The sequence below is a fragment of the Rodentibacter caecimuris genome (assembly GCF_010587025.1).
GTDB classification, from domain to species: domain Bacteria; phylum Pseudomonadota; class Gammaproteobacteria; order Enterobacterales; family Pasteurellaceae; genus Rodentibacter; species Rodentibacter caecimuris.
In genome coordinates this window covers 1,106,472-1,119,982 of the sequence record NZ_CP040863.1, presented here as the reverse complement: position 1 = coordinate 1,119,982, position 13,511 = coordinate 1,106,472, and the positions used below count along the sequence as shown (strand labels likewise).

Below are 13,511 nucleotides of genomic sequence, written 5' to 3'. Positions count from 1 at the left end.
CCCTAATCGATAAATTTGATAGCGGGCGCACATAGTGTGTTCCTACACTCAGATTAAATCGAAAAAATTGACTGTACTTTAAGATTTAAACAATAGGAATCAAATGAAACTTCTCGAAAAATGGCTTCATTTTACCGCACTTACACCTTGAGTTATTCCATTCGCCGGGTGAATCCCGATGAATTGGAAATTCGCCAAGTCTGAAATATATCGGACGTTGCTATACATTCCCGTATCTATTTTGAAAAAAGTAGGGCGTTTTGCTATCAAGCGGTTAATTTTTACGGATAATTTGAAAAAAATTGCGTAGGGGTAAAAGCCTACGTAGTGTCATATCAATCCACTTTTACAGTGTTACAAGAGCGTTGAAACTGCTCATCTTTCGACAGGCTCAGGAATCATAATTTCAGCGTTGTACAATGGCTACGCAATTTCGGCGTTTTTCCCCAATTAATATTTACGAGCTCATTTCCTTTTGCTAGAATTAGTTTCTAATTGAAACTAATTCTCAATTGCCTTTTATGTTTTAAGGATAAAAAATGCCTCAACTTTTTGAATTTTTACAACAATACAGTGATTACATTATTATCGGGCTTTTATTTGTGATGAGCGTGATTATGCTTGCGATGGTTATTGAACGCTTTATTTTTCTAAGCAGGATTAATGTAGGTAAATATTCTAATATCCATGCGCTGGATATTGATTTGAATCGTAATATGACCACGATTTCAACTGTTGGTGCGAATGCGCCCTATGTAGGGTTATTAGGTACGGTTATCGGTATTTTATTAACTTTCTATCAAATTGGTCAGGGTGGTGGCGATGTGGATGCCGGTAAAATTATGCTGCATCTTTCTTTAGCGTTAAAAGCAACCGCACTTGGGATTTTGGTGGCTATTCCGGCGATGGTGTTTTATAGCGGTTTAAACCGTAAAATTGAAGTAAACCGCTTAAAATGGAAAGTGTTAAATTCACAGAAAGATAAGGAATAATCGTGAAAAAATTTGATGAAATCAACATTATTCCTTTCATTGACATTATGTTGGTGCTGTTAGCCATTGTTTTGATTACCGCTTCTTTTATTTCTCAGGGAAAAATTCAAGTCAATGTGCCAAAGGCAAGTACGGCGGTCGCTTTTAAATCTGATGATTTGGCTAAATTACTCACGGTTACGGCGAAAGGAGAGCTCTACTTCAACGATAAACCTATCTCACAAGAAGCACTAGAGGTGGAAATTAACCAATGGGATAAGGGGCAAAAAGTGACATTAAAAATTGATGCGGAAGCGAGTTTTCAGGATTTTGTCACTATTACCGATTTACTTGCCAAAAATGAGATCAAAAATGTGGCATTGGTATCAATGAAAGATAAAAAACGTATGACACCTGCCGGAAAATAGGAATGGTTATGCAACAAGCTAAACGTTTATCCCTAGCTTTGCTTATTTCTCTTCTCGTTCATAGCTCTGTGGTTGGGGCATTGTTGTGGAATTGGCAGGAATCTGATGATAGTGCAAATAACCATATTGGTGAGTTGGCGACGACAATTTCAATGGAAATGTTGCAGGGAATGCGCATTGAAGAGCCGGAATCGGAGCCGACATCTCAAAAGAGTGAGCCAGAGCCGGAGCTAAAAGAAGAGATAGTCGCGGATCCGACAAAAAAACCGGAACCTGAGAAGAAAAAACAACCTGAGAATAAACAGGAAAAACCAAAACCGCCCAAAGAAAAACCAAAAAAACAGGTTCAACAAGCTGAAAAACCACAGAAATTACCGCAACATTTGCCGGTAGGCGAGCGTAATGTCAATTCTGCTTCGGTGGTAAATTCAAAAGCGACAACAATTGGAACGGCGGTAAATACCAATGCCAATATGGTAGGGAGCGGTTCAAATACCAATGAAATTGCTGCGTATCGGGCCGCACTTTATCGTGAAATAGAGCGTCGAAAAGAATATCCGACACGGGCTAAAATGATGCGTAAACAGGGAATCGCTTATGTTTCATTTAGTGTTGGTCATGACGGCTCATTAAGCGGAGAAAATTTGGTGAAATCCTCCGGCGATGAAAGCTTGGATAAGGCCGCATTAAAAGCAGTGAAAAGAGCAAGATCTGTTGGACCTAAACCAAATGGATTTGAGAGTAGAGTTTCTGTCCCGATTCGCTTTAGTTTGCAATAAAAGCAGAGTTTAACTCTGCTTTTTTATTATGACATCAGCTCTTATTTTTTCTTAACAGGGCGTTGCCAGCCCTGAATATGACGTTGTGGCACACGTGTAATCACTAACTCATCTTTTGCGACATTACGCGTGATGGTTGAACCCGCACCAATTGTTGCACCGTCTTCAACCGTAACAGGTGCTACTAATTGTGTATCGGAACCCACGAAAACATTATCACCAATAATGGTTTTAAATTTATTTGCTCCGTCATAATTACAGGTGATAACCCCTGCGCCAATATTACAATGTGCGCCGATTTCACTGTCTCCTACATAGGTTAAATGGTTCACTTTTGAACCTTTACCGACGACGGATTTTTTAATTTCTACAAAGTTACCAATGTGGGTTTCGGCAGCAAGTTCTGTGCCGGGACGTAAACGGGAGAACGGACCGATTGCCGCTTTTTCGCCAATGCTGGCATCTTCTAGTACGGAATAAGGTTTTACTTCCACATCATCACCGATCACTACATTTTTCAATAGACAACCGGCACCAATTTTTACCCGATTTCCTAACCGCACTTTGCCTTCAATAATCACATTCACATCAATTTCAACATCTTTACCGTGTTCTAGCGAACCACGTAAATCGAAACGAGTCGGATCAAATAACATCACACCTTCTAACAATAAGCGTTCAGCTTGTTTATGTTGATAGTAACGTTCAAGTGCGGCTAGCTGTAAACGATTATTCGCCCCTTTCACTTCCATTCTATCCATTGCTTGAACGGCAACAACTTGGTAACCGTCTTGGTTTGCGAGAGCAATTAAATCCGTTAAATAATATTCGCCTTGTGCATTATTGTTGCCGACACGTGCAAGCCATTTTTTGAGGCTTGCCCCATCGGATACCATCACACCGGTGTTTACTTCCTGAACCTTTAATTGTTCTGCATTCGCATCTTTTTGTTCCACAATGGCAACGACACGACCATTTTCACGAATAATACGCCCATAACCGGTCGGATTGTCGAGTTGTACGGTCAATAACGCAATGCCGTTTTCCGGTTTTGCTGCGATCAGTTTTTCTAGAGTTGCTTTGGTAATGAGCGGTGCATCGCCGTAAAGCACCACAATATTTTCATCGTCTTTAAAAAACGGTGCAGCCTGTTGCACTGCGTGTGCCGTGCCAAGTTGTTCGGTTTGCAATACCCAATTGACGTTTTCATTGGCAAGGCGTTCACGCATTAATTCACCGCCATGTCCGTAAATTAAATGTACGTTTTCAGCCCCTAAGGAATTTGCCGTATCAATCACGTGCTTCACCATCGGCTTGCCTGCCACCGTATGCAATACTTTTGGCAAATCCGAGTACATCCGCGTACCTTTTCCTGCCGCCAAAATGACCGCACTTAATGTTTTGTTTACCATAAATTCTCTCTTGTGATCAAAAAGTCGAAATATTTTAGCGTAGAAAGGAAAAGATGATAAGTTGTTTATTTTTTCTAAAAAACTCTATAATGAGACAATTTTTGAGCGATTTGGGGTGAATATGCGTAATAGGGATGACATGATTTTGCAATGGATTAATCAGCAAGGAAAAGCGAGTGTGATTGAACTGGCTGAAAAGTGCGACATATCTGTTGAAACTATCCGACGTGATCTTAATCGACTTGAAAAACAAGGATTGCTTTATCGTACCCATGGTGGGGCGATAAGTAATAAAACGACAGATCTGGGCTCTTTTTTTCAGACTAGGCGATATATTAATGCAACAGAAAAACGCTATATTGCTAAAAATGCGCTTGAATTACTTTATGAAAATGCGGTGATTGGATTAGATGCAAGTTCTACAAGTTGGTATTTTGCACATTTAATGCCGGATATCCCTTGTACTGTGGTAACTAATTCTATGCTGAATATCAACGCATTGGTTAATAAGCCCAACATCAAAACCATTGTGACCGGTGGAGTTTATTCATCAAAATATGAAGCATTTTATGGGCCGTTATCAGAATATTTATTACAACGCCTCCATATTAACTTTTCTATTTTTTCTTGTTCCGGTATTGATAATCAAGGAAACATTTGGGAGTCCAACGAGTTAAATGCATCTGTAAAGCGTAAAATGATGGAAGCATCAGAGCATGCTTATCTTTTGGCGGATCATTCCAAATTTGAGAAAAAAAGCCTTATCCAATTAACTGAATTGAGTGAAATTAATACTCTTTTTACTGATTCCGATTTGTCCGAAACGCTTCAGGCATATTGTGAAAAAAACGATATTTTGACCATTTTATAATAAATAATGACCGAATTTACCGTTTTCTAAAAATATAAGCAATAATCGGGCATTATTTTCCCGAAAAAATACCCAATTATTGTGATCCCTTTCACAAATTTGAAATCAACTTCATTTTTCTCCTATTTTCTTTCATTTTTTTATTCAAAAATAATTTCAAGTTAAGCAGATAAACCGCTTATCCGAGATTTCAATATGAATGTTAAAAATGATAGGAGAGACTCTATTATGACATCTTTTACCCAAACCAATCGTATTAAAATCGGTATTCGTCCAACCATTGACGGTCGTCGTATGGGCGTACGTGAATCGTTAGAAGATCAAACCATGCGTATGGCAAAATCTGTTGCAGACTTATTACAAACACATATCCGCCATACTGACGGTTCTTTTGTCACTTGTGTGATTGCCGATACTTGTATCGGTGGCGTTGCGGAAGCCGCAGCTTGTGCGGATAAGTTTAAACGTGAAAACGTGGGATTAACCATTACTGTAACCCCTTGCTGGTGCTACGGTTCCGAAACTATTGATATGGATCCACATATGCCAAAAGCCATTTGGGGATTTAACGGCACTGAGCGTCCGGGCGCGGTTTATCTTGCCGCTGCACTTGCAGGTCATTCCCAATTAGGTTTACCGGCATTCTCAATTTATGGAACAGAAGTTCAAGAAGCGGATGACACAGAAATTCCGGAGGATGTAAAAGAAAAACTCTTACGTTTTGCCCGTGCCGGTCTCACCGTCGCAACCATTCGCGGTAAATCTTATTTGTCCATCGGTTCTGTTTCTATGGGGATCGCCGGCTCCATTGTGAACCAACAATTTTTCCAAGAATACCTCGGTATGCGTAATGAATACGTTGATATGACCGAAATCAAACGTCGTTTAGATCGCAAAATTTATGATCAAGAAGAAGTGGATCTCGCACTTTCTTGGGTAAAACAATATTGCAAAGAGGGCGTTGATGTAAATAGCCTTGAAAATCAACGCAGTGCAGAAGAACGTGCCGAGCTTTGGGAAAATGTGGTGAAAATGACCATCATTACCCGAGATTTAATGGTGGGCAATCCAAAATTAGCGAAATTAAATTATGCGGAAGAAGCATTAGGTCATAACGCCATTGCAGCCGGTTTCCAAGGTCAACGTCATTGGACCGATCATTTACCAAACGGTGACTTTATGGAGGCGATGTTGAATTCTACTTATGATTGGAATGGCGTTCGACCACCCTATATTCTCGCCACTGAAAATGACAGTTTGAATGCGGTGTGTATGCTGTTCGGACATCAATTGACCGGTCAGGCTCAAGTTTTTGCTGATGTGCGTACTTATTGGAGCCCTGAATCCGTTGAGCGTGTGACCGGTTGGAAACCGGAAAGCGGCTTTATTCATTTAATTAACTCCGGTTCCGCAGCGCTTGACGGTACGGGGCAACACAGAGATGAAAGTGGCAAACCCGCCATTAAACCGGTTTGGCAAGTAACCGAACAAGACGGCAAACGTTGTTTGGCGCATACCCGTTGGTGTCCGGCAGTACATGAATATTTCCGTGGCGGTGGTTTATCTTCTCAATTTTTAACTCAAGGCGGTATGCCGTTCACAATGCATCGTATTAACCTGATCAAAGGATTAGGGCCGGTATTGCAAATTGCCGAAGGTTGGTCAATCGATTTACCAGAACAAGTACACGATATCCTCAACAAACGCACGAATGAAACTTGGCCGACGACGTGGTTTGTTCCTCGTTTAACAGGCAAGGGCGCATTCACCGATGTGTATTCCGTCATGGCAAATTGGGGAGCGAACCATTGTGCCGCCACTTATGGAAATATTGGTTCAGATCTCATCACCCTTGCCTCAATGTTACGTATTCCGGTTTGTATGCATAACGTTGATGAACGCAATATATTCCGTCCAAGTGCTTGGAATGGTTTTGGTCAAGATAAAGAAGGCCAGGATTATCGCGCCTGTAAAAACTTCGGGCCACTTTATAAATAAGTGATGATTGGCACGTGCTTTGCAACGCGTGTCACCATTCCATCCAGAACCCACATTGAAGTGCGGTCAAAAATTCATTTATTTTTTCAACCGCACTTTTTTCTCAATTTTAGGGAGGGCTTATGCCTATCGTACTGATTTTTGATTGCGGTGCGACCAATTTACGTACTATTGCGATGAGTGATAAAGGCGAAATTTTGGCATCCCATCATATTGCGAACAATACCCAACCTGATCTCAAATTCGCTGATTATCATATTTGGGATTTTGAAGAAATTTGGCAAAAGTTATCCGATTGTGCTGATCACACGATTAATCAATTAAAACAACAACATATTGATCTAAACGATATTGTTGGCATTTCCGTTACCACATTTGGTGTGGATGGCGCGCCATTTGATCATGAGGGGCAACAGCTTTATCCGATTATCTCTTGGAAATGCCCGCGTACACTTCCGGTGATGGAAGCCCTACCACGGTTGCTTGATATTGAAGATCTCTATCAACGCAATGGTATCGGGCAATACAGTTTTAATACCTTATTTAAATTGCTTTGGTTGAAAGAACATGAACCGGAAATTTTCCAAAAAATGGATAAGTTTATGTTCATTTCTTCCATGATAACCCAACGTTTAACCGGCGAATGGACAACCGATCACAGCATGGCGGGCACCTCTATGATGACGGATCTTGCTAGCGGTGATTGGGACGAAGGCATTTTGCAGTTGCTTGGGTTAACCCCAAATCATTTTCCACCAATGCGTCATGCCGGTGAAAAAGTGGGAGAACTCACCAGCGCACTTGCCGCCCGTTGGGGGCTAAATTGCATTCCGGTGATTGCTTGCGGACATGATACTCAGTTTGCCGTATTCGGTTCCGGAGCAGCATTAAATCAACCTGTGCTGAGTTCCGGTACGTGGGAAATTTTAATGGTTCGTACGCCATATGCAAAACCGCAATTTGATTTTATTTCGCAAGGATTAACAACGGAATTTGACGTTCAACCGAATTGCTTTAACCCGGCGGTGCAATGGGTCGGCTCAGGCATTATGGAATGGCTTGGAAAACTGTTGTTTGCAGATGTATATGGCGCAGACAAATATTATTCGACGATGATTGCAGAAGCGATAGCGGCTGAGAAAAGTGCGGTTGATTTTCAGGGCGTTTTTAGCCAACTAGGACAAGGGCATATTGCCGGACTTTCTATGTTTACTTCTCGTGGCGAAATTTATCGTGCGGCACTTTATTACATGGCAAATCAGCTTAAGCAAGGCTTGGCGGTGCTACAACAGGTGAGTCATTTTAAAGCGGAAAGTTTGATCTGCGTTGGCGGCGGATCAAAAAATTCATTATGGAACCAAATTCGTGCCGACGTTTTAGGTTTGCCCATTGATGTAGTTGATGTTGCAGAAACAACAGTATTAGGTGCAGCGATGTTTACTTTTGCCGGTATTGGTGTTTATGACAACGCGGAAGCGGCACAAAAAGCGATGCAACCGAAGCGCAAACGTATTTATCCTCAGTTTAATTTTGCAAACCAATAGGAGCAAATCTCATGTTAAAAGGTATTCATCCGGCAATTTCCCCGGAATTACTCAAAATTCTAACCGAAATGGGGCATGGCGATGAACTCGTGCTTGCTGATGCGCATTTTCCCGCTCATTCGCTTCATCACAATGTAGTGCGTGCCGATGGGATTTCTGTTGCCACCTTATTACAAGGAATCGCACCGTTATTTGAGTTTGATGCTTATGTGGCGGCGCCGCTTGTCATGATGCAGGTAGTACAAGGGGATACCTTGGATCCCGAGGTGGAAAAACGCTATTTAGCGGCAATTCAATGTGCGGTCGATTTTGTGCCGAATCTCAGCCGTATCGATCGCTTTGATTTCTATCAGCGTGCAAAACATGCTTATGCCGTTGTCGTGAGTGGCGAAACCGCAAAATACGGCAACATTATTATCAAAAAAGGGGTTACACCTGTTTTATAACAACTTAGAGGTACTTAAAAATGAATAGAAAAGCGCTTTCACAAAAAATTATTGACACCTGCCTTGAAATGACCCGATTAGGGCTAAACCAAGGTACCGCAGGAAATGTAAGTGTACGCTACAAAGACGGTATGCTGATTACCCCCACAGGTATGCCGTATCATTTAATCACACCGGAAAACATCGTTTATGTCGATAGTAACGGTAAATACGAAGACGGAAAGTTGCCTTCCAGCGAATGGCAATTTCATTTAGCCGTCTATCAAGTACGCGCCGAAGCCAATGCGGTGGTACATAATCATTCTCTTCATTGCGCCGGTTTATCTATTCTCCAAAAACCGATTCCGGCTATTCACTATATGGTCGCGGTAGGGGGAACCGATCATATTCCTTGCGTACCCTACGCAACATTTGGTACGCAGGAACTTGCCTCTTATGTGGCGGATGGAATCAAAAAAAGTAAGGCAATTTTGTTGGCTCACCACGGTTTAATTGCTTGTGCTGAAAATCTTGACAAAGCGTTGTGGCTGGCGCAAGAAGTAGAGGTATTGGCTTCTTGGTATTTGAAATTACTTGCCACCGGGTTGGAGATTCCGCTTTTGAGCCGTGAGCAAATGCAGGTGGTATTAGGAAAATTCCATACGTATGGATTACGCATTGAAGAATAGCAATTCTTTACTCCTCTCTACTAATTAATATAAGGAAGGTATTATGAGTGCCAAAGTATTAGAAAAGAAATTTGTTGTCCCATTTATTTTAATTACCAGCTTATTTGCGTTATGGGGATTTGCAAATGATATTACCAATCCAATGGTCGCCGTATTTCAAACTGTGATGGAAATTCCGGCTTCAGAAGCGGCTTTGGTGCAATTTGCATTTTATGGCGGTTACGGCACAATGGCGATTCCTGCCGCGATATTCGCCAGTCGTTATAGCTACAAATCAGGAATTATGTTATGGCTTATTCTCTATGCTATCGGTGCTTTTTTATTTTGGCCGGCGGCAAAATATGAAGTGTTTAATTTTTTCTTGATCTCGCTTTATATTTTAACTTTCGGTCTGGCTTTCTTAGAAACGACGGCAAACCCTTATATTCTTGCGATGGGCGATCCGCAAACGGCGACTCGTCGCTTGAATTTAGCTCAATCTTTTAACCCGTTAGGTTCAATTACAGGTATGTTTGTGGCTTCTCAACTGGTACTAACAAATCTTGAGTCCGATAAACGCGATGCTGCGGGTAGTTTGATTTTCCATACTTTATCTGAAGCAGAAAAAATGAGTATTCGTACACATGATTTGGCTGAAATTCGTGACCCCTATATTGTATTAGGTTTTGTGGTGATAGCAGTACTCGTGATTATAAGCCTCTATAAAATGCCGAAAGTAAGAGTTGAAGAGGGCGATTGTCATATTACCTTTAAAGAGGTGGTTAGTCGCCTGATACAAAAAGCAAAATATCGCGAGGGCGTTATTGCGCAAGTCTTTTATGTCGGTGTGCAAATTATGTGTTGGACATTTATTGTTCAATATGCGGAACGTTTAGGCTTTACTAAGGCGGAAGGGCAAAATTTCAATATTATTGCGATGGGTATTTTTATTGCCAGCCGTTTCATTAGTACCAGTTTAATGAAATATCTCAAAGCCGAATTTATGTTAATGCTCTTTGCTATCGGTGGTTTCTTTAGCATTCTCGGGGTGATTTTTATTGATGGTATCGGGGGATTGTATTGCTTAATTTTAACTTCCGGGTTTATGTCACTGATGTTCCCGACTATTTATGGTATTGCGCTTAATGGTTTAAAAGAAGAATCGACAATCGGTGCCGCAGGCTTAGTGATGGCGATTGTAGGCGGTGCATTGATGCCGCCACTGCAAGGTATGATTATTGACCAAGGTGAAGTCATGGGGCTACCAGCGGTGAACTTCTCCTTTATTCTACCGCTTGTCTGCTTTGTCGTCATTGCTATCTACGGATTTAGATCTTGGAAAATTCTTAGCTAATCGTAAATTTGACCGCACTTAAAGTGCGGTCATTTTTTTATCAGTTTATTGATAATCCTGACGTTTAATTTCCGTATCCCCGTTGAGTTGGATCAATAAATCGGGTAAACTATCGTCCCGTCTTTGATAGCTAATCTTCTTCAATTTCCGACCGCACTTTTGTGAAATGTCTAGCAAGATGATTAGCTATAATCATTTATATCCCAATAAAGAATTAGGTTCCCTATGGCTACAAATTATATTTTCGTCACCGGCGGTGTTGTATCATCGTTAGGTAAAGGCATTGCGGCGGCATCATTGGCGGCAATTTTAGAAGCGCGTGGTTTAAACGTTACGATTATGAAACTTGATCCCTATATTAATGTGGATCCGGGAACGATGAGCCCTACTCAGCACGGTGAAGTCTTTGTGACACAAGACGGCGCGGAGACCGATTTGGATTTAGGTCATTATGAGCGTTTTATCCGCACGAAAATGACAAAACGCAATAATTTCACTACCGGTAAAATTTATTCGGAAGTGTTGCGTAAAGAACGCCGTGGTGATTATCTCGGTGCGACCATTCAAGTGATTCCGCATATTACCAATGAAATTAAAGATCGCGTAATTGCCGGTGCGCAAGGTTATGATGTGGTTATCGTGGAAGTGGGCGGAACAGTAGGTGATATTGAATCCCTCCCATTTTTGGAGGCGTTACGCCAGCTTGCCGTACAAGTGGGGCGCGAGCATACGTTGTTTATGCACTTAACCCTTGTTCCTTATATCCCGACAGCCGGTGAAGTAAAAACCAAACCGACCCAGCATTCGGTGAAAGAATTATTGTCTATCGGGATTCAGCCGGATGTATTAATTTGTCGCTCCGATCGTATGATCCCGCCAAATGAACGGGCGAAAATTGCGCTATTTTGTAATGTACCGGAACGTGCGGTAATTTCGTTAAAAGATGTGAATTCGATCTATCAAATTCCTGCGTTATTGAAATCGCAAGGTTTGGATAGTTTTGTCTGTGATCGTTTCCGTTTAAATTGTCCAGAAGCGGATCTTTCCGAATGGGAACAAGTACTTTATAAACAAGCTAATCCGGTAGGTGAAGTGACGATTGGTATGGTGGGTAAATATACGGAATTGCCGGATGCTTATAAATCGGTGAATGAAGCCTTAAAACACGCGGGCTTGACCAATCGTTTATCGGTGAACATTAAATACATTGATTCGCAAGATGTGGAAACTAAAGGCGTAGAAATACTGAAAGGTATTGATGGGATTTTGGTTCCGGGCGGATTTGGTTACCGTGGTGTAGAGGGGAAAATTCGCACGGCGCAATACGCACGTGAGAACAACATTCCTTACCTCGGTATTTGTTTAGGGATGCAAATTGCACTGATTGAATACGCACGTAATGTAGCGGGGCTAACCAAAGCAAATTCTTCAGAATTCGATCGTGATTGCGAACAGCCGGTAGTGGCATTAATCACCGAATGGCAAGATGCCGAAGGCAATACTGAAGTGCGTTCCGACAAATCCGATCTTGGCGGAACAATGCGTTTAGGGGCGCAGCAATGTCATTTGGTAGAGGGTAGCCGAGTTCGTGAATTATATGGAGCCGAAACGATTGAAGAACGTCATCGTCATCGTTATGAAGTGAATAACGTATTACTTCCGCAAATTGAAAAAGCCGGATTAAAAGTAACGGGTTTATCCGCAGATAAAAAATTAGTGGAAATCATTGAAGTGCCAAATCACCCTTGGTTTGTTGCCTGTCAATTCCATCCGGAATTTACTTCCACACCACGTGATGGTCATCCGTTATTTGCCGGTTTTGTGAAAGCAGCCTACGAAAATCATAAAAAATCAGCCTAATTTTTGAATATAAAAAGTGCGGTTAAAAATCTTGATGAATTTTAACCGCACTTTTTTGTTTTATTAAGCATTGGAAGTGCGCTGGGCTAGTAAAGTGATTTGTCAAAAAGCTGCCAAAATTTATTCATATAATTAAGACTATTATTTCTTTTTAGTAAATTATATTTTAACTGATTGGTTGTTTATTTAATTTTTTGAAATTATATAATGCGCTCCATCAACAGAACAATTGGTTCTAACAAGAAATGAAGGAGTTTTATATGAAAAAAGTAGCAAACGTTTTTACTGCACCGGAAAAACACTGGGTAGGTAATGGTTTCCATGTTGCGTCAATGTTTAGTTACAACGATAAAGATAAAAATCTTGATCCGTTTCTTTTAATGGATTACAACCCGCCAAAATACTTCCAAGGCGGTCGTCGTGATAATTCTGAATTTGATTTACGCGGTGTAGAAGAACATCCTCACCGTGGTTTTGAAACAGTAACGATTGCTTATCAGGGCGAAGTTTCTCACCGCGATTCTCACGGTGGCCGCGGTACAATCGGTACGGGCGACGTTCAATGGATGACAGCGGGTTCCGGTGTGATGCACGAAGAAATGCACTCAGAAAAATTTGCTAAAGAGGGCGGATTATTCGAAATGGTGCAACTTTGGGTAAATTTACCGGCAAAAGATAAAATGACCGAACCGAAATATCAAGCGATTAAATCGGCGGATATTCCGGTAGTAAAATTGCCTAACGATGCCGGTCAAGTCCGAGTGATTGCCGGTGAATTGTTAGGAGCAACAGGGTCTGCCAGTACTTTTAGCCCGATTAATATGTGGGATACGACCATGAATGCAAATGCGACACATACTTTTAGTGTGCCGGAAAGCCATAATGTCGTCATCCTTGTATTAGAGGGAACGATCCAAGTCGGCGGAGAGGCGATTGCACGGCGTGGAGAGTTAGTCACTTTTGAGCGTGGCGGTGCGGATGTACTCATTGAATCTAACAATGAAGCGAAATTGTTAATTCTTACCGGTGAACCGCTTAATGAACCGATTGTCGGTTACGGCCCGTTCGTGATGAATACCCGCGAGCAAATTGTTGAGGCTTTTAACGATGTGCAAAGCGGTAAATTCGGTCGTTTAAACTAAAAAATGCTTTAGGTATGACTCAATCTAGGGGTAAATTCTATTAGTTAAGGATTTACCCC

12 protein-coding genes are annotated in these 13,511 nt (G+C 41.5%); 11 read left to right on the top strand and 1 reads right to left on the bottom strand.

Translation table 11 applies throughout. The annotated features are described in order from the left end of the window. Nucleotides 1-539 precede the first annotated feature (539 nt). The 3 genes from exbB to FEE42_RS05690 are packed head-to-tail and all read left to right on the top strand — an operon-like array spanning nt 540 to nt 2,178. Nucleotides 540-992, top strand: a complete 453-nt coding sequence (gene exbB / locus FEE42_RS05700) for a TonB-system energizer ExbB (RefSeq protein ID WP_077581950.1) — start codon at nt 540-542, stop codon at nt 990-992. A 2-nt stretch (nt 993-994) separates the two neighbouring features. Beyond that, the gene (gene exbD, locus FEE42_RS05695) at nt 995-1,399 is read left to right on the top strand and encodes a TonB system transport protein ExbD (protein ID WP_164027898.1); all 405 of its coding nucleotides are present in this window, start codon (nt 995-997) and stop codon (nt 1,397-1,399) included. A gap of 8 nt (nt 1,400-1,407) precedes the next feature. Further along, nucleotides 1,408-2,178, top strand: a complete 771-nt coding sequence (locus FEE42_RS05690; protein WP_059365813.1) for an energy transducer TonB — start codon at nt 1,408-1,410, stop codon at nt 2,176-2,178. 41 nt (nt 2,179-2,219) lie between these two features. Here FEE42_RS05690 and glmU read toward each other — a convergent pair whose 3' ends face one another. Next, a complete protein-coding gene (gene glmU / locus FEE42_RS05685; protein ID WP_164027897.1) occupies nt 2,220-3,590 on the bottom strand; it encodes a bifunctional UDP-N-acetylglucosamine diphosphorylase/glucosamine-1-phosphate N-acetyltransferase GlmU in 1,371 nt (456 codons plus the stop codon). 121 nt (nt 3,591-3,711) lie between these two features. Here glmU and FEE42_RS05680 point away from each other — a divergent pair, with 121 nt between their 5' ends. The 8 genes from FEE42_RS05680 (at nt 3,712) to FEE42_RS05645 (ending at nt 13,452) form a co-directional block, all read left to right on the top strand. Next, complete coding sequence (locus FEE42_RS05680; RefSeq protein WP_059368806.1) at nt 3,712-4,461, top strand: DeoR/GlpR family DNA-binding transcription regulator; 750 nt, start codon at nt 3,712-3,714, stop codon at nt 4,459-4,461. 228 nt (nt 4,462-4,689) lie between these two features. Further along, entirely contained in the window at nt 4,690-6,459 is a 1,770-nt protein-coding gene (gene fucI / locus FEE42_RS05675) for an L-fucose isomerase (protein WP_164027896.1), read from the top strand. Between the two features lie 122 nt (nt 6,460-6,581). Next, a complete protein-coding gene (gene fucK, locus FEE42_RS05670; protein ID WP_059365810.1) occupies nt 6,582-8,003 on the top strand; it encodes an L-fuculokinase in 1,422 nt (473 codons plus the stop codon). An 11-nt stretch (nt 8,004-8,014) separates the two neighbouring features. Then, a complete protein-coding gene (gene fucU / locus FEE42_RS05665) occupies nt 8,015-8,449 on the top strand; it encodes an L-fucose mutarotase (protein ID WP_059365809.1) in 435 nt (144 codons plus the stop codon). Nucleotides 8,450-8,469: 20 nt separating this feature from the next. Then, a complete protein-coding gene (gene fucA, locus FEE42_RS05660; protein ID WP_059365808.1) occupies nt 8,470-9,117 on the top strand; it encodes an L-fuculose-phosphate aldolase in 648 nt (215 codons plus the stop codon). 43 nt (nt 9,118-9,160) lie between these two features. Next, the gene (gene fucP / locus FEE42_RS05655) at nt 9,161-10,450 is read left to right on the top strand and encodes an L-fucose:H+ symporter permease (RefSeq protein WP_164027895.1); all 1,290 of its coding nucleotides are present in this window, start codon (nt 9,161-9,163) and stop codon (nt 10,448-10,450) included. 225 nt (nt 10,451-10,675) lie between these two features. After that, the gene (gene pyrG / locus FEE42_RS05650) at nt 10,676-12,310 is read left to right on the top strand and encodes a glutamine hydrolyzing CTP synthase (RefSeq protein ID WP_059365806.1); all 1,635 of its coding nucleotides are present in this window, start codon (nt 10,676-10,678) and stop codon (nt 12,308-12,310) included. 260 nt (nt 12,311-12,570) lie between these two features. Beyond that, the gene (locus FEE42_RS05645) at nt 12,571-13,452 is read left to right on the top strand and encodes a pirin family protein (protein WP_059365805.1); all 882 of its coding nucleotides are present in this window, start codon (nt 12,571-12,573) and stop codon (nt 13,450-13,452) included. Nucleotides 13,453-13,511: the final 59 nt, after the last annotated feature.

Excerpts from the sequence above, each read along its gene's own strand:
- exbB (WP_077581950.1), top strand. The coding sequence starts at position 540 with ATGCCTCAACTTTTTGAATTTTTACAACAATACAGTGATTACATTATT.
- glmU (WP_164027897.1), bottom strand. The coding sequence starts at position 3,590 with ATGGTAAACAAAACATTAAGTGCGGTCATTTTGGCGGCAGGAAAAGGT.
- fucI (WP_164027896.1), top strand. The coding sequence starts at position 4,690 with ATGACATCTTTTACCCAAACCAATCGTATTAAAATCGGTATTCGTCCA.
- fucK (WP_059365810.1), top strand. The coding sequence starts at position 6,582 with ATGCCTATCGTACTGATTTTTGATTGCGGTGCGACCAATTTACGTACT.
- fucP (WP_164027895.1), top strand. The coding sequence starts at position 9,161 with ATGAGTGCCAAAGTATTAGAAAAGAAATTTGTTGTCCCATTTATTTTA.
- FEE42_RS05645 (WP_059365805.1), top strand. The coding sequence starts at position 12,571 with ATGAAAAAAGTAGCAAACGTTTTTACTGCACCGGAAAAACACTGGGTA.
- pyrG (WP_059365806.1), top strand. The coding sequence starts at position 10,676 with ATGGCTACAAATTATATTTTCGTCACCGGCGGTGTTGTATCATCGTTA.
- FEE42_RS05690 (WP_059365813.1), top strand. The coding sequence starts at position 1,408 with ATGCAACAAGCTAAACGTTTATCCCTAGCTTTGCTTATTTCTCTTCTC.
- FEE42_RS05680 (WP_059368806.1), top strand. The coding sequence starts at position 3,712 with ATGCGTAATAGGGATGACATGATTTTGCAATGGATTAATCAGCAAGGA.
- fucU (WP_059365809.1), top strand. The coding sequence starts at position 8,015 with ATGTTAAAAGGTATTCATCCGGCAATTTCCCCGGAATTACTCAAAATT.
- fucA (WP_059365808.1), top strand. The coding sequence starts at position 8,470 with ATGAATAGAAAAGCGCTTTCACAAAAAATTATTGACACCTGCCTTGAA.